General features: G+C 73.4%; 15 protein-coding genes and 1 riboswitch. Of the genes, 8 read left to right on the top strand and 7 right to left on the bottom strand.

The features are described 5' to 3' along the window. Positions 1–2: 2 nt before the first annotated feature. Positions 3–479 carry a GNAT family N-acetyltransferase gene (locus tag ACGFZL_RS15320; protein WP_393691828.1) on the bottom strand — a complete coding sequence of 159 codons (477 nt, stop codon included), beginning with the start codon at positions 477–479 and terminating at the stop codon, positions 3–5. Positions 480–498: 19 nt separating this feature from the next. Further along, complete coding sequence (locus ACGFZL_RS15315) at positions 499–1,104, bottom strand: flavin reductase family protein (RefSeq protein WP_393691826.1); 606 nt, start codon at positions 1,102–1,104, stop codon at positions 499–501. A 262-nt stretch (positions 1,105–1,366) separates the two neighbouring features. Here ACGFZL_RS15315 and cdgB point away from each other — a divergent pair, with 262 nt between their 5' ends. After that, a complete protein-coding gene (gene cdgB / locus ACGFZL_RS15310) occupies positions 1,367–3,067 on the top strand; it encodes a diguanylate cyclase CdgB (RefSeq protein ID WP_393691824.1) in 1,701 nt (566 codons plus the stop codon). Positions 3,068–3,199: 132 nt separating this feature from the next. Beyond that, positions 3,200–4,210: a carbohydrate-binding protein gene (locus tag ACGFZL_RS15305; protein WP_393691822.1), complete on the top strand. Its 1,011-nt coding sequence runs from the start codon at positions 3,200–3,202 to the stop codon at positions 4,208–4,210. A gap of 9 nt (positions 4,211–4,219) precedes the next feature. On the opposite strand, the gene ACGFZL_RS15300 is transcribed toward ACGFZL_RS15305, so the two are convergent. The 3 genes from ACGFZL_RS15300 to ACGFZL_RS15290 all read right to left on the bottom strand — a co-directional run bounded on the left by ACGFZL_RS15300 (position 4,220) and on the right by ACGFZL_RS15290 (position 7,339). Next, positions 4,220–5,146 (bottom strand): 1-phosphofructokinase family hexose kinase, encoded by a 927-nt coding sequence (locus ACGFZL_RS15300; RefSeq protein ID WP_393691820.1) that lies wholly within the window; start codon positions 5,144–5,146, stop codon positions 4,220–4,222. A 127-nt stretch (positions 5,147–5,273) separates the two neighbouring features. Then, on the bottom strand, positions 5,274–6,422 hold the full coding sequence (gene nagA / locus ACGFZL_RS15295; protein ID WP_393691818.1) for an N-acetylglucosamine-6-phosphate deacetylase: 1,149 nt from the start codon (positions 6,420–6,422) through the stop codon (positions 5,274–5,276). Next, the gene (locus tag ACGFZL_RS15290) at positions 6,422–7,339 is read right to left on the bottom strand and encodes an ROK family protein (RefSeq protein WP_393691910.1); all 918 of its coding nucleotides are present in this window, start codon (positions 7,337–7,339) and stop codon (positions 6,422–6,424) included. The genes nagA and ACGFZL_RS15290 overlap by 1 nt, the downstream gene beginning before the upstream one ends. A 204-nt stretch (positions 7,340–7,543) precedes the next feature. On the opposite strand from ACGFZL_RS15290, the gene ACGFZL_RS15285 reads away from it, so the two are divergent. Genes ACGFZL_RS15285 through otsB form a run of 3 tightly spaced genes read left to right on the top strand, consistent with a single transcriptional unit; the run spans position 7,544 to position 9,907 of the window. Continuing rightward, on the top strand, positions 7,544–8,779 hold the full coding sequence (locus ACGFZL_RS15285) for an ABC transporter substrate-binding protein (protein WP_393691908.1): 1,236 nt from the start codon (positions 7,544–7,546) through the stop codon (positions 8,777–8,779). A gap of 10 nt (positions 8,780–8,789) precedes the next feature. Then, positions 8,790–9,023 (top strand): DUF3263 domain-containing protein, encoded by a 234-nt coding sequence (locus ACGFZL_RS15280; RefSeq protein WP_355172394.1) that lies wholly within the window; start codon positions 8,790–8,792, stop codon positions 9,021–9,023. Positions 9,024–9,058: 35 nt separating this feature from the next. Next, positions 9,059–9,907 (top strand): trehalose-phosphatase, encoded by an 849-nt coding sequence (gene otsB / locus ACGFZL_RS15275; RefSeq protein WP_393691816.1) that lies wholly within the window; start codon positions 9,059–9,061, stop codon positions 9,905–9,907. Between the two features lie 150 nt (positions 9,908–10,057). Here the strand turns inward: otsB and ACGFZL_RS15270 are convergent, their stop codons facing one another. Both ACGFZL_RS15270 and ACGFZL_RS15265 read right to left on the bottom strand, forming a co-directional pair. After that, complete coding sequence (locus ACGFZL_RS15270) at positions 10,058–11,443, bottom strand: trehalose-6-phosphate synthase (protein ID WP_393691814.1); 1,386 nt, start codon at positions 11,441–11,443, stop codon at positions 10,058–10,060. A gap of 65 nt (positions 11,444–11,508) precedes the next feature. Then, entirely contained in the window at positions 11,509–12,453 is a 945-nt protein-coding gene (locus ACGFZL_RS15265) for a glucosyl-3-phosphoglycerate synthase (protein ID WP_393691812.1), read from the bottom strand. A gap of 143 nt (positions 12,454–12,596) precedes the next feature. Beyond that, positions 12,597–12,734: riboswitch (SAM riboswitch) on the top strand. An 18-nt stretch (positions 12,735–12,752) separates the two neighbouring features. Here ACGFZL_RS15265 and thrC point away from each other — a divergent pair. From thrC to ACGFZL_RS15250, 3 genes are all read left to right on the top strand, one after another. Continuing rightward, on the top strand, positions 12,753–14,054 hold the full coding sequence (gene thrC, locus ACGFZL_RS15260; protein WP_393691810.1) for a threonine synthase: 1,302 nt from the start codon (positions 12,753–12,755) through the stop codon (positions 14,052–14,054). Continuing rightward, positions 14,051–14,326 (top strand): MoaD/ThiS family protein, encoded by a 276-nt coding sequence (locus ACGFZL_RS15255; RefSeq protein WP_393691808.1) that lies wholly within the window; start codon positions 14,051–14,053, stop codon positions 14,324–14,326. The genes thrC and ACGFZL_RS15255 overlap by 4 nt, the downstream gene beginning before the upstream one ends. 415 nt (positions 14,327–14,741) lie before the next feature. Next, positions 14,742–14,945, top strand: a complete 204-nt coding sequence (locus tag ACGFZL_RS15250) for a cold-shock protein (protein WP_004929928.1) — start codon at positions 14,742–14,744, stop codon at positions 14,943–14,945. Positions 14,946–15,200 lie beyond the last annotated feature (255 nt).

The raw sequence follows: 15,200 nt of genomic DNA, 5'->3' as shown, positions 1-15,200 counted from the left end.
GCTCAGGCCAGTCCCAGCACGCCGACCGTCTCGCCCTCGCTCAGCTCGCCCGTGGGCCGGAAGCCGAGGCGCAGGTAGAAGTCCTCGGGGCCGTGCTCGCCCCGGTGCCAGGTGACGTACAGCTCGGTGCCGCCGCGCCGGCGGATCTCGGCGGCGACCGACTCCACGGCGAACCGTCCGTACCCGCGGCCCTGTTCCCCGGCCGCGATGTTCAGCCGCCACAGCCCCGAGCGCCGCTCACGGCCGTCCCCGAACCAGTCGATGTCCAGGAAGGCCATCAGGAAGCCCACCGCGCGCTCCCCGTCGAGGATCAGCCGGGGCCAGGCGGTGCCGGGGTGGACGTACGCCTCGGCGAGGGACTTGACGACCGGGCTGACCGCGAACTCCTGGTCGGGGTGGACCCGGATGCCGAGCGCGGCGTCGATGTTGGCCGGGTCGATCTCGACCAGGCGGGGGTTCGGCGTCGGGGGCGTGCTCATGGCCGCACCCTAGGACGCCTCACCCCAGGTGCCGGTACCGCCCCCGGAAGTAGGCGAGCGGCCCGGTGTCCGTGCCGCCGGTGCGGGCGGTCAGGACGCGGCCGATGACCAGGACGTGGTCGCCGGCCGGCACGCGCTGCTCGGTGCGGCACTCCAGGGCGGCCAGGGCGCCGTCCAGGATCGGCGCCCCGGAGGCCGCGCCCCGGGTGCGGGGGAGGTCGGCGAAGAGCAGGCGGTCGCTGACGCGGCCCTTCATGGCGAAGCGGCCGGCGATCTGATGCTGGCCCTCGGCGAGCACGGAGACGGCCCACAGCGGCTGTTCGGCGAGCAGATCGTCCATCCGGGAGCCCTCGCGCAGACTCACCATCACCAGCGGCGGCTCCAGGGAGACCGACAGGAAGGCGGTCGCCGTCATCCCGACGTCCTCGCCGGCCGGCGCCCCCGGGTCGTCCGGGTCCAGCGGCGCCTCCTGCGCGGTCACCAGGACCACGCCCGAGGCCAGCCGGGACATGGCGGCACGGAACTCGTCGTTGCTCACCCCCTCAGCATGCCCGGCGGCGACGGCCGCGGCGGCGTGCTGGGCGGCGGACGTGAGGGCGGGGGCGGGCACAGGCGTATTCGGCACATCATCACGCTAACGGCCCACCCACCACCCCCGCCTCGGCCCATGGTCCCGACCGGGTCCCGACCTGGTCCTAGGACCCTCCTCCACACTTCGCGTTCAGAAATCGCACCGGGAAAACGCACAATCGCCACGCAATTGCTCAGGTTTCGCTGTGACTTGGGTCACAAGGGGCGATAATTGTTGACCCTGTGTACCGAGTGAGCAGCGCGCTGTGATTCAGTGCAAGGGCATCGTTCGGTGGGGTCTCGGGGGGAGGGTGAGCATGGAGACCGAGTCGGAGCCCTATGTCCGCCTGGCCTCCCTGCGGCAACTGCACCAGGTCATGGCCGACATGAACACCGCCCGCAGCCTGGCCGACACCCTGCAGACCGTCGCCGACGGCGTCGTCGCCGCGCTCGGGTACGAGCTGGCCTGCGTGAACCTGGTCCGCCCCGACGGCGATCTCGTCGTCGCGGCCTTCTCCGGGAACCAGGCCGCCGAGGCGCTGATCACCGGCCGCACCGGCTCCCGCGCGTCCTGGGACCGCCGGCTCGGCATGGGCCGGCAGTGGGGCGGGCTGGTCTTCATCCCGCACAGCGAGGGCTGGGTGCTGGACGACGACGACGTCCCGCAGTGGTACACCGACGGCCCCGCGCCCCGCTTCGAGGACGAGTGGCACCCCTCCGACCGCCTCTTCGCCCCGATGTACGCGCCCGGGCCGCCCGGCGGCACCAGCAGCGGCGAGCTGGTCGGCGTGCTCTCCGTGGACCGGCCGCGCAACGGCCGGCTGCCCGGCGCCTGGGGCCGCGAGGCCCTGCAGATGTACGCCTTCCAGGCCGCGATAGCCATCACCAACGCCCGCCTGCGCTCCAACATGCAGCGCGCCCTGATACGCCTGGAGCGCGACCAGCAGGCCCTGCGCGCCAGCGAGGAGAGCTTCCGGCAGGCCTTCGAGTACGCCCCCTCCGGCATGGCCATCGCCGAGATGGGCGGCGACCAGCACGGGCGGATCCTGCGCACCAACGACGCCCTGTGCCGCCTGCTGGGCCGCCAGGCCTCCGCGATGCGCCGCTACGCCTTCTCCGACCTGGTCCACCCCGAGGACATCGGCACCCTGCTGCGCACCTCCGCCGAGGGCGGCCGAGCCGAGCTGCGCCTGGGCCGGCGCGACGGCAGCTACGTATGGGTCTCGCTGCGCAACAGCGTCGTCGCCGACGCCGCCGACGGGCCCCGCTTCCTGCTCACCCACGTCGAGGACATCGAGGAGCGCAAGCGCCGCGAGCTCCAGCTCGCCCACCGCGCCTCCCACGACTCCCTGACCGGCCTGCCCAACTCCGCCGAGCTGCGCGCCCGGCTCGCCGCCCGGCTGTGCCGGCGCCCGCAGGCCGCCGCCGGGCACGCGGCCGTCGCCGACGCGATGGACGCGGCGTACGGGCACCCAGTGATCGACTCCGGCGGCCACACCTACGACTTCTCGGCGCCCCCGGACGACTTCGCCCCGGCCGCCGCCGGGCCGTACGGGGCCTTCGACCACCACGAGCACGTCACCGCCCCGGAAGACGGCCCGGAAGGGCCGGACGACGGGGCGAAGGGCCTCGCGGTGCTCTTCTGCGACCTGGACGGCTTCAAGTCGATCAACGACCGGTTCGGGCACAACGCCGGTGACGCCGTGCTGATCGAGGTCGCCCGGCGCCTCAGCGGCGGGCTGCGCGACGGGGACACGGTGGCCCGGCTCGGCGGCGACGAGTTCGTCGTCCTCGCCGACGGGCTCGGCCGGGCCGACGCCGCCGACCTCGCGGTGCGGCTGCGCAACGAGATCATCCAGCCGATCCGCGCCGAGGGCCGGGCCGTCCGGGTGGGCGCCAGCTTCGGCATCGGCTGGGCGCACTGCGGCATGACCGCGGACGAAGTGTTGAAGTCCGCCGACGAGCGGATGTACGTAGAGAAACGATCTCGTCCCAAACAGCATCGCCGGGCGGGATGAGCCCCAGGTCAGCGGGTTGACGTGCGACCGGTCACCCGTTCGGCCCAGCGGGAGCGGGTAGGCTCGGCCTCTTACGGCTCGTATCGCCACTCGAATCGCAACAGCACCCGCACCTGGTGAGGAGACCAAGGGATGACGCCCGGCAACAACGGCGCGAGCACGCCCGAGGACGACGACCCCTTCGGCTATCTGTACGCCGACGGGCAGGCCAACGGGGCCCAGCCGCCGTCCGGTGGCTACGGCTACCCGGGCTCGGTCAACCGGGTGCGGCCCGTCGGCGCCCGGCAGTACGGGGCGCCGCAGTACGGAGCGCCGCAGGGCCAGGGCACCGCGCCGACCGCCGCGTACGCGCAGGCCGCGCCGCCCCAGCAGCAGGGCGCCTACGGGCAGCCCAACGCGCACTACGCCGCGCCGGAGACCTTCCCGGGCGGCGGCGCCCCCTCGGGCCCGCAGCAGCCGCAGCGCGGTGCGGGCGGCAGCGGTGGCGGCGGCGGGCGCCGGGGTCCCAACACCAAGGGCCTGCTGATCGGCGCGGTCGCGGTGGTCGCCGCGGTCGTCGTCGGCATCGCGGTGGCGATGACCAGCAGCGGCACGGACGACGACGGCAAGGGCGACGACTCGCAGGCCGCCGGCGCCGCCACCCAGGCCCCGTCCGCCCAGCCGACCGACCCGACGCCGTCCGCCGGCGACGGGGGCGAGCCGGCGGCCGAGCTGCCGAAGACCGACGCGAAGGCGCTCCGCCTGTCGCCGGGGGTCGCCACGGCGACCGACGTCCCGGGCGCGAAGGCCGACGGCGGGGCGTACGTGGGCAATCTGAACCAGCCCGGCGCCTCGGTGACCTGGCAGGTCAACGGCATACCGAAGGACGGCGTCTACACCCTCTTCGCCAACTACAGCACCACCGACGAGGACCAGTCGATGACCCTCACGGTCAACGGCAAGCCGTTCGGCAACAAGCTGAACCTGGGCAACTTCGCCCAGGCGAAGGGCGGCGACTTCGCCAAGGGCTGGACGGAGACCTACGCCTGGCCGTCGCTCACCAAGGGCACCAACACCATCACGCTGTCCTGCGCCGAGGGCGACAAGTGCAACGTGCTGCTCGACCAGTTCCACCTGAAGGCCGGCCAGGTCAAGCGCGACTAGGGCGGCCGGTTACGCGGCTTCGGCCGTCACCGCGATGCCCCGGCCGAGCAGGTCCTCGTAGGCCCGGGAGTCGAACTCGCCGGCCGTCGGGGAGAGCACCGTCGCCGCCGAGAGGGCGACCGCGCGGGTCAGCCGGGCCGGCCAGGGGAGGTCCTCCACCAGGCCGGAGAGCAGGCCCGCCACCGCCGAGTCGCCCGCGCCGGTCGGATTGCCCCGCACCCGGGCCGGCGGGGCGGCGCGCCAGCGGCCCTCCGGGGTCACCGCGAGCAGTCCCTCCGCGCCGAGCGAGGCGACCACCGCGCGGGCCCCGCGGCGGCGGGCGGAGTGCGTGGCGCGCACCGGGTCGTGCGAGCCGGTCAGCTCGGCCAGCTCGTCGGCGTTGGGCTTGATCAGGTCGGGCCGGGCGGCGATCGCCCGGCGCAGCGGCTCCCCGCTGGTGTCGAGCAGCACCGGCACCCCCGCGGCGCGCGCGTCCCGCACCAGACCGGCGTACGCCCCCACCGGCACCCCCGGCGGCAGGCTGCCGCACAGGGCGACCGCGGCGGCGCCGGCCAGCAGGGACTCGTAGGCGTCCTGGAAGGCCCGCCACTCGGCGGGCGAGACGGTCGGGCCCGGCTCGTTGAACTGGGTGGTGTCGCCGGTGGTCTCGTCCACGACGGCGACCGTGCGGCGGGTCTGCCCCGCCAGCGGCACCAGCGCGTCCGTCACCCGGTCCGTGCCCGCGAGGCCCTCGCGCACGACGGCCCCGGTGGCGCCGCCCGCGAAGCCGGTGACCGTCACCTCGTGCCCGAGCGCGGCCAGCACGCGGGCCACGTTCAGGCCCTTGCCGCCGGGGCGCTCGGTCACCTCCCGCACCCGGTGCGAGGCGTGCGGCTGTAGCGCCGGGACGCGATAGGTGACGTCCAGCGCGGTGTTCAGGGTGACGGTGAGGATCACCGGTGCCGACCTCCCCCGGTCGCTGCGTGCATGCATGAGTGGGTCGCGGAAAGGGCGGAAGACGCCTGCAAAGGATCTTCCGGGAACCTTCCGGGAACACGATCATGCCAAATCGAGGCCGAGCGGCCTAGGGGGCGAGCTGGGGTTCCACGATCCACTCGCCGCGCCGCATCACGCCCACCACGTCGAAGCCCGCGTCCAGGACCACCAGGTCGGCGTCCTTGCCCGGCTCCAGGGAGCCGATCCGGTCGGCGAGGCCGAGGAGGCGGGCCGGGTTGGCGGAGATGGCGGTGACCACGTCCTCCACCGCGAGGCCGTCCACCGTGACCGCCCGCTTGAAGGCGCGGTCCAGGGTGAGCGTCGAGCCGGCGATGGAGCCGCCCTCCACCAGCCGGGCCACGCCCTCGCGGACCTCGACCTCCAGCGGGCCGAGCAGATAGCGGCCGTCGCCGAAGCCGGCCGCGTCCATCGCGTCGGTGATGAAGGCGACCCGGGCGGCGCCGGCGTGGTGGAAGGCCAGTTGGAGCGCGGCCGGGTGCAGATGGGTGCCGTCGTTGATCAGCTCGACGGTGATCCGCTCGTCCTCCAGGAGGGCGGTGATCGGCCCCGGGTCGCGGTGGCCGAGCGGGGGCATCGCGTTGAAGAGGTGGGTGGCGACGGTGGCGCCGGCGTCGATGGCCTGGAGCGTCTGCTCGTAGGTGGCGTCGGTGTGGCCGACCGCCGCGATCACGCCGTGCTCGGTCAGGAGGCGGACGGAGTCCAGGCCGCCGGGCAGCTCGGTGGCGAGCGTCATCATCTTGGCGTGGCCGTGCGCCGCGTCGATCAGCTTGCGGACCTCCGCCGGGTCGGGGTCGCGCAGCAGCGTCTCGTCGTGCGCGCCCTTGCGGCACGGGGAGATGAAGGGGCCCTCGAAGTGGATGCCCGCGATGTCGCCCTGCTGGGCCAGTTCGGCGAGCATCCCGGCGTGCCGGGCGAGGAAGTCCAGGTCGCCGGTGACGGCGGAGGCGACCAGGGTGGTGGTGCCGTGCAGGCGGTGCGTGTGCACGCCCTTGAGCACCGCCTCGGCGTCGCCGCCGGCGAAGGAGGCGCCGCCGCCGCCGTGGTTGTGCAGGTCCACGAAGCCGGGGACCACCCAGTGGCCGGCGAGGTCGTAGGTCTCGGCATCCGGGGGCGCCGCCTCGGCGATCCGCGTGCCGTCCACGACCACGCGGCCGTCGTCCACGGTGCCGGTGGGCAGGACCACCCGGGCGCCGGCGAGAACCTTGCTTGGGGCCATCAGGTGGTTACCTCCGGATGAGTGGGGGTGGGGGAGCCCGCGTGCAGCAGGTCCCAGGCCAGCAGGCCCGCGCCCAGGCAGCCGGCCGTGTCGCCCAGGGCCGCGGGGACGATCTCCGGCAGCTTCTGGAAGGTGACCCGCCGCCGGACGGCGTCCCGCAGCGGTGTGAACAAGGTTTCCCCCGCCTCGGCCAGCCCGCCACCGATGATCAGGACCCGCGGGTCCAGCAGGGTGAGCGCGGTGACCAGGCCGTCGGCGAGCGCGTCCACCGCGGCCTGCCAGACGGCGACGGCGCGGACGTCGCCCGACTCGACGGCCTTGGCGCAGTCGGCGGCGTCCGCCGCCGGGTCGCCGCACGCCTCGGCCCAGGCCAGGCTGACCGCCGACGCGGAGGCGAACCGCTCCAGGCAGCCGCGCTGCCCGCACGGGCAGGCCAGCCCGCCGGGGCGGACGACGATGTGGCCGATCTCGCCGGCGAAGCCGTGCGCCCCCGCCTCCACCCGGCCGTCCACGCCGATCGCGCCGGCGATGCCGGTGCCCAGCGGCACGAACAGGAACCGGTCGGCGCCGTGCCCTGCCCCGATCCGGCCCTCGGCGAGGCCGCCGGTGCGCACGTCGTGGCCGAGGGCGACGGGGATGCCGCCGAGCCGCTCGGTGAGCAGGGCGCGCAGCGGGACGTCGCGCCAGCCGAGGTTGGCGGCGTAGACGGCGATGCCTTCGGCGTCGTCGACGATGCCGGGCACCGCGACACCGGCCGCGGCGGCGCTCTCGCCGTACCGCTCGGCGCCGAGAGCGCGCAGTTCGGCGGCGAAGTCCAGGATCTCGGCGACGACCGCCTCGGGGCCCCGGTCGCGCCCGGTGGCCCGGCGCGCCTGGTGCAGCAGCTCGCCCTCGGGTCCCGCGAGGGCGGCCTTCATCCCGGTGCCGCCCACGTCGAGGGCGATGACATGTCTCACGGGGGACAGTGTGGCCCTTACACCCGGGAGAGGTCTAGTCCATTGGGGTGGTGTAGACCTTAGTCCGGTAAGTGAACGCGCGGTGACGTCCGCGCGTGCTCGGGGTACGGCGGCAGCGGGGTTGGGGCAGTGAGGGTGCAGCGGCGTAGGACGGCAATGACCGCGATGGTGTCCGCGGTGGGCATGACGGCGGCCCTCGGCGGCTGCGGGCTCACCGGCGACTCCGACACGACGACCCTGAAGCTGGTCGCCGCCGACTACGGCGACAGCAGGGCCAACGGCTCGCAGGCCTACTGGAACGAGCTGGCCAAGGCGTACGAGTCCCAGCACCCGGACACGCACGTCGAGGTGTCCGTCTACTCCTGGAACGACGTCGACCGCAAGGTCCGCGAGATGGTCGACGCCGGCGACCCGCCGGACATGGCGCAGATCGGCGCGTACTCCGACTACGCGGCGAGGGGGCTGCTCTACCGCGCCGACGACCTGCTCTCCATCCCCGTCCAGGCCGACTTCGTCTCGCAGCTGGCGGCGGCCGGGCAGGTGCGGGGGGTGCAGTACGGGATGCCGTTCGCGGCCTCGACGCGGGTGCTGTTCTACAACAAGGCCCTGTTCGCCAAGGCCGGCGCCACCCCGCCGAAGACCTGGGACGAGCTGGCCTCGGCCGCGCGGGCGCTGAAGTCGGAGGGCGTGAAGTACCCCTACGCGCTGCCGCTCGGGCCCGAGGAGGCGCAGGCCGAGACGATGCAGTGGATGCTCAGCGGCGGGGGCGGCTACACCGACACCGTCGGCACCTACTCCGTCGACTCCCCGCAGAACGTCGACACCTTCACCTGGCTCAAGGACGACCTGGTCGGCCCCGGCCTGACCGGCCCGGTCGCGCCCGGCAAGCTGAACCGCGCCGACGCCTTCGCCGCCTTCACGCGCGGCGACGTCGGCATGCTCAACGGCCACCCGTCGCTGATGAAGGCGGCCTCCGCCAAGGGCGTGAAGTACGGCATGGTGCCGACGCCGGGCATCGACGGGGAGAGCAAGAACACCCTCGGGGTGAGCGACTGGATGACGGCCTTCAAGAAGAACGGCCACCAGGACCAGATCGGCGACTTCCTCGACTTCGTCTACAGCGACGACAACGTCCTGGACTTCTCCCGCGAGTACGACCTCCTGCCGGTCACCACCTCGGCGTCGGAGACCATGTCGTCGGCCGCCGAGGACAAGGCCCTCAAGCCCTTCCTGGACGAGCTCCTGCTCTCGGAGCTGTACCCGGTCGGCGACGCGTCCTGGGCCTCGGTCAGCGCGGACGTCAAGAAGCGCATCGGCCAGACGGTCGTCTCCGGCGGCAGCCCGAAGGCGGTCCTGACCGATATCCAGTCGTCGGCGGTGCGGGCGGACAGCGGCAGTTAGGCTGCCCGGCATGGACGACGGACCGCTGGAGCGCCGGGAGCTGGACATCCTCGCCCTGGAGCGGCGCGGGTTTCCGGGGCCCGGGGCGAAGGAGCGGGCCGTGCGGGAGGAGCTGGGGCTGGCGCCGGTGCGGTACTACCAGCTGCTCAACGCCCTCCTCGACGATCCCCGCGCCCTGGCCGCCGACCCGGTGACGGTCAACCGGCTGCGCCGGGTGCGGGAGGCGCGGCGCGCGGAGCGCTGAGGCGTCGATTCCCGCACGCGGGATAGGTTCCGGCCATGGGCAGCCACGCGTACTCCACCTCAGCAGACCTTCCCGTGCCGTCGTCCCGGGCCGGGCGCGACGGGCTCGACGCGCTGCTCGCGCGGCCCGGCGGGGCGGTCGTCGCGCTGGACTTCGACGGGACCCTCGCGCCGATCGTGCCGGACCCCGACCGGGCCCGCGCCCACCCCGACGCCGTGCCCGCGCTGGCGGCCCTGGCCCCCCGGCTCGCCTCCGTCGCGGTGATCACCGGCCGCCCGGCCGCCGTCGCCGTCGAGCACGGCGGCTTCGCGGACGTGCCGGGCCTGGAGCACCTCGTCGTCCTCGGCCACTACGGCGCCGAGCGCTGGGACGCCGCCACCGGCACCCTCTCCGCCCCCGCCCCGCACCCCGGCGTCGCCGCCGTACGCGCCGAGCTGCCGAGCCTGCTCGCCGGGGTCGGGGGCGCGTGGCTGGAGGAGAAGGGGCACGCCGTGGCCGTCCACACCCGCCGCGCCCCCGACCCCCAGGCCGCCTTCGACGCCCTGCGCGGCCCCCTGACCGCCCTCGCCGAGCGCAACGGCCTGGTCGTGGAGCCCGGCCGGATGGTCCTGGAACTGCGCCCGCCGGGCATGGACAAGGGCGTGGCGCTGCGCGAGTACGCCCGTGCGGCCGGCGCGACCTCGGTCCTCTACGCCGGCGACGACCTCGGCGACCTGCCCGCCTTCGCCGCCGTCGACGCCCTCCGCGCCGCCGGCACCCCGGGCCTCCTGGTGTGCAGCGGCAGCGACGAGGTCACGAAGCTGCGCGACCGGGCCGACCTGACGGTGGACGGCCCGGCGGGCGTGGTGCGCCTGCTGCGCGCCCTGTCAGCGGCGCTCGGCTAGGGCGCGCCTGGGGGCAGCGGCGGCACACGTGCGGCCGACGTGACTGCATGCCCTAGGGGCGCGGGGCTGTGTCGATCTGCGGCTCCGCCGCGTGGGCGCGACCAGCCACGACGCGCCCGCAGGCGACCACGACCCGCGCCCTCCGCCCCCCTAGCCCCGCAGCGCCTCCAGCTGCTCCATGAACCACCGGGCCGGCGGCAGCGCCGTCCCCGCTGCCGCGAGGCGCTCGCTGCGCGCGACCCGCTCCGCCGACGGCAGGGTCAGCGCCCGGTGGAGGGCATCCGCGGTGCCGGTGATGTCGTACGGGTTGACTACGATCGCGTCCTCGCCCAGCTCCTCGTACGCCCCCGCCTCGCGCGACAGCACCAGCGCGCAGCCCTGGTCGGAGACGAGCGGGACCTCCTTGGCGACCAGGTTCATGCCGTCGCGGATGGGGTTGACGAGGGCCACGTCGGCCAGCCGGTAGGCGGCCAGGGAGCGGGCGAAGTCGTCCTCGACGTGCAGCACGACCGGCGTCCACCCGGCCGTGCCGTACTCGGCGTTGATCTCCTCGGCGACCCGCTGCACCTCGGCCGTGTAGTCCCGGTACACGGCGAGGTCCTGCCGCGAGGGGTAGGCGAAGGCCACGTGCACGACGCGCTCGCGCCACTCGGGGCGGCCGGCGAGCAGCTGCCGGTAGGCGTGCAGGCCGCGCACGATGTTCTTCGACAGCTCGGTGCGGTCGACCCGGACGATGGTGCGCCGGCCCTCACCGATCTGCTCGCGCAGCGCCGCCATCCGCTCGTCGACGTCCGCCTCGTGGGACCGCTTGCGCAGGAAGTCGGCGTCGGCGCCGAGCCCGTGCACGCCGATCTCCGTGCCGCCCGTGCCGCCCACCAGCGCGTCGCAGCAGGCGGTGAAGGCGTCCGCCCAGCGCCGGGTCAGGAAGCCGAGCCGGTCGGCGCCGAGCATCGAGCGCAGCACCTGCTCGGCGATGTCGTCGGGCAGCATCCGGAAGTAGTCGACCGGCGCCCAGGGCGTGTGCGAGAAGTGCCCGATGCGCAGGTCGGGACGGAGCTCGCGGAGCATGCCGGGGACCAGCACCAGGTGGTAGTCCTGCACGACGGCGACCGCCCCCTCGGCGGCCTCCTCGGCAAGGGCCTCGGCGAAGGCCCGGTTGTACGCCTCGTAGGACGCCCACTGGCGGCGGAACTCGGCGTCGAAGACGGGCTCCAGCGGGGTCTGGTACAGCATGTGGTGCACGAACCACAGCACCGAGTTGGCGATCCCGTTGTACGCGTCCGCGTGCACCTCGGCCGGCACGTCCAGCATCCGCACGCCGTCCTCGCCGACGCCCTGCCGCACCGCCTCGCGGTCGCCCTCGCCGAGCGCGGAGCACACCCACAGCGCCCCCGCGTCGGGGCCGATGGCCGACAGCCCGGACACCAGCCCGCCCCCGCCGCGTTTCGCGCGCAGGGAGCCGTCCTCCCGCACCTCGTAGGAGACCGGCCCGCGATTGGAGGCCACCAGCACCTGGGCATCACCGAACGTCGACATACGCCTCAACGTAGCCCGGCCCCCGAGCGCTCAAACACGCGTACGCCGTCGCGCGTTTCCCGAGTTCACGCCACTCTCCGCGCCGCGTACTCCGCCAGCTCCGCCATCGGCGGGCGCTCCTCGGTGTCCACGGCGTACGTGCGCGGCTCGAAGCCGTCCGCGCCGCGTTCGAACTGGGTCAGCGAGGGCCGCACCAGATGGCCGCGCGCCAGGCGCAGCTGGGCCGTGCGGTAGATCGCCGCGGCCATCCGGCCGAGCGCCCGCCCGTCCTGGTGCCGGTGCAGCCGCACCCCCACGTCGACCTGTGCCAGCGCGTCCAGGCCGACCAGGTGCAGGGCGTCCACGAGGAGGCCCAGCTCCACGCCGTAGCCGACCGGGAACGGCAGCCGCTCCAGGAGCGTGCGCCGGGCCGCGTACTCGCCGCCGAGGGGCTGCACGAAGCCGGCCAGCCGGGGCCAGTGCAGGTTGAGCAGCGGCCTGGCGACCAGCTCGGTGACCCGGCCGCCCTCGCCGGCGGCCTCCCCGAGGGGGCGGTCGTACATCGCCTTGACCAGGTGCAGCTCCGGGTCGGTGAGCAGCGGGCCGACGATGCCGGAGACGAAGTCGGCCGAGAAGTCGCGCAGGTCGGCGTCGACGAAGCAGACGATGTCGCCGCCGGTCACCAGCAGCGAGCGCCACAGCACCTCGCCCTTGCCGGGCACGGCCGGCAGCCGGGGCAGCACCTCGTCGCGGTGCACCACGCGGGCGCCGGCCGCCGCGGCCACCTCGGAGGTGCGGTCGGTGGAGCCGGAGTCGATCACCACGACCTCGTCCACCAGGGGCGCCCGCTCCATCAGCTCGCGCCGGATCACCGCGACGATCTGCCCGACCGTCGCCTCCTCGTCCAGGGCGGGCAGCACCACGCTGACCGTCTGGCCGGTGGCCCGCTTGGCCGCGAGAAGCCGGGCGAGCGGCCGGTCGGCGGCGGACCAGGAGCGCGTGCTCAGCCAGCGCTCGACTTCTTCCAGCACGGTCGGCGGCTCCTCTGTGATCCATCTCGCGGTACGGACGACTATCTCAAGTGTCCTGGCCTTCGGTTACAGTCTTGAACAGCGCCGGTGACCTCCGCATGCCGGGGGCCCGGGCGCCGACAACCGCAGACACAACCGCATACCGCTCATCCAGAGGGGCAGAGGGAACGGCCCGTTGAAGCCCCGGCAACCCTCCAGCCGGTCTCGCCATCGCGAGGCTCCCGGCTCGGGAAGGTGCCAATTCCGTCTCGCGACGAGATGCGTCGTGAGGAAGATGAGGAGAAAGGGCCTCGCCTCACATGGCTGTGCAGACTGCCGAAAGCACCACTGCTGAAAGCACCACCACCGCTTCCGCGACCGACCTCGGTCCCGCCACCGCGCTCTCCTGCCGCGAATGCGGCCACCGCGTCCCGCTCGGCCCGCTCTTCGCCTGCGAGGAGTGTTTCGGCCCGCTGGAGATCGCCTACGACTTCTCGGGCCACGACCCCGAGGAGCTGCGCCGGACGATCGAGGCGGGCCCCGCGAACATCTGGCGGTACGCGCCGCTGCTGCCCGTCCCCGCCGACGTGGCCGAGAAGCCGAACCTGAACCCGGGCTGGACCAAGCTGGTCAAGGCCGACAACCTCGCCCGCGAGCTGGGCGTCACCGGCGGCCTCTACGTCAAGGACGACTCCGGCAACCCGACGCACTCCTTCAAGGACCGCGTCGTCGCGCAGGCCCTGGAGGCCGCCCGCGCCTTCGGCTTCACCACCCTGTCCTGCTCCTCCACCGGCAACCTGGCCGGCGCGGTCGGCGCCGCCGCCGCCCGGGCCGGCTTCCGCTCCTGCGTGTTCATCCCGCACGACCTGGAGCAGGGCAAGGTCGTCATGGCCGCGGTCTACGGCGGCGAGCTGGTCGGCATCGAGGGCAACTACGACGACGTCAACCGCTTCTGCTCCGAGCTGATCGGCGACCCGGCCGGCGAGGGCTGGGGCTTCGTCAACGTCAACCTGCGGCCGTACTACGCGGAGGGCTCCAAGACCCTGGCGTACGAGATCTGCGAGCAGCTCGGCTGGCAGCTCCCCGACCAGCTGGTGATCCCGATCGCCTCCGGCTCCCAGCTCACGAAGATCGACAAGGGGCTCAAGGAGCTGATCGCGCTCGGCCTGGTCGAGGACAAGCCGTACAAGATCTTCGGTGCGCAGGCCGAGGGCTGCTCCCCGGTCTCCGCCGCCTTCAAGGCCGGCCACGACGTGGTGCGCCCGCAGAAGCCGGACACCATCGCCAAGTCGCTCGCCATCGGCAACCCGGCCGACGGCCCCTACGTCCTGGACATCGCCCGCCGCACCGGCGGCGCCGTGGAGGACGTGACCGACGAGCAGATCGTGGACGCGATCAAGCTGCTCGCCCGCACCGAGGGCATCTTCGCGGAGACCGCGGGCGGCGTGACCGTCGGCGTCACCCGCAAGCTCATCGAGAGCGGCGCGCTCGACCCGGCCAAGACCACCGTCGTTCTCAACACCGGCGACGGCCTGAAGACCCTGGACGCGGTGGCCGGCACCGGCCTCACCGCGACCATCCGCCCGAACCTGGACTCCTTCCGAGAGGCTGGCCTCGCATGAGCGTGACCGTCCGCATCCCGACCATCCTGCGCACCTACACCGGCGGGCAGGCCGAGGTGAACGCCGCCGGCGGCACCCTGGGCGAGGTCATCGCCGACCTGGAGAAGAACCACACGGGCATCGCCGCCCGCGTCCTGGACGACCAGGGCAAGCTGCGCCGCTTCGTCAACGTGTACGTCAACGACGACGACGTGCGCTTCGAGCAGGGCCTGGAGACGGCGACGCCGGACGGCGCCGGCGTCTCGATCATCCCGGCGGTCGCCGGCGGCTGACCGCGTGACGCACCGTTGACCGGCATTGCCCCTTCCGTGAGAGATGCGGAGGGGGCAATTCCATGTGATTGAGCGCGGTAGGGTTGGGGAATGCGCCGCCGGCCGCTCGGTCGGGATCTTCGAAATCCGTCGCCCGTGCCCGACAAGATGTAGCCAAAGTGTGCGCGCTTTTCGCGGCTTTTGGGTCCTTTGCGCGGCCCGACTTGACCTGAAGTCCACCGCATTCTCCCCACATTCCGGACCCGTGGCGTCCAGATTTCTCGTCCGATTGACCTGTTGCACACGGCAGTTGGACAGATACATTCAGCCGCGGTCGACGCGTTCCGGCGCACGCCCCCACCCGTTGGGGAGTGAGGTCTGACCCGGATCCGCGAGGTGTGGATCTGCGCAAGGGCCAGTAACAGGGGAGTTAGGCATGGCTCAGGGCACCGTCAAGTGGTTCAACGCGGAGAAGGGGTACGGCTTCATCGCGGTCGACGGTGGTGCGGATGTTTTCGTCCACTACAGCGCGATCCAGATGGACGGTTACCGCACCCTCGAAGAAGGCCAGCGGGTCGAGTTCGAGATCTCGCAGGGTCAGAAGGGCCCGCAGGCCGACATGGTTCGCCTCAGCGCCTGAGACGTCCGGCCACCGCAAGCAGCACGGTTCTTCTCCGGAGGGCCCGCACCCTCAGCCAGGGGTGCGGGCCCTTCGGCCTGTTCCGGCCGCCGATCCCGGAGAGGCGCTTGCACTCGCAGGGGGCGAGTGCTAATCATTGGCGTTAGCACTCTGAAGGTGAGAGTGACAACGAAGGACCGGGTCGGTGAGGCCCGCGGGCCGGGTGGGGAAGGAACCACAAGGCCGGTGAGCCGTCCGTCGCGGGCGCGGGCGCGG

It is taken from the genome of Streptomyces sp. NPDC048182, from assembly GCF_043202555.1.
Taxonomy (GTDB): domain Bacteria; phylum Actinomycetota; class Actinomycetes; order Streptomycetales; family Streptomycetaceae; genus Streptomyces.
Note: the sequence above shows the minus strand (reverse complement) of the source record. Positions and strands in the feature narration are given on the sequence as shown.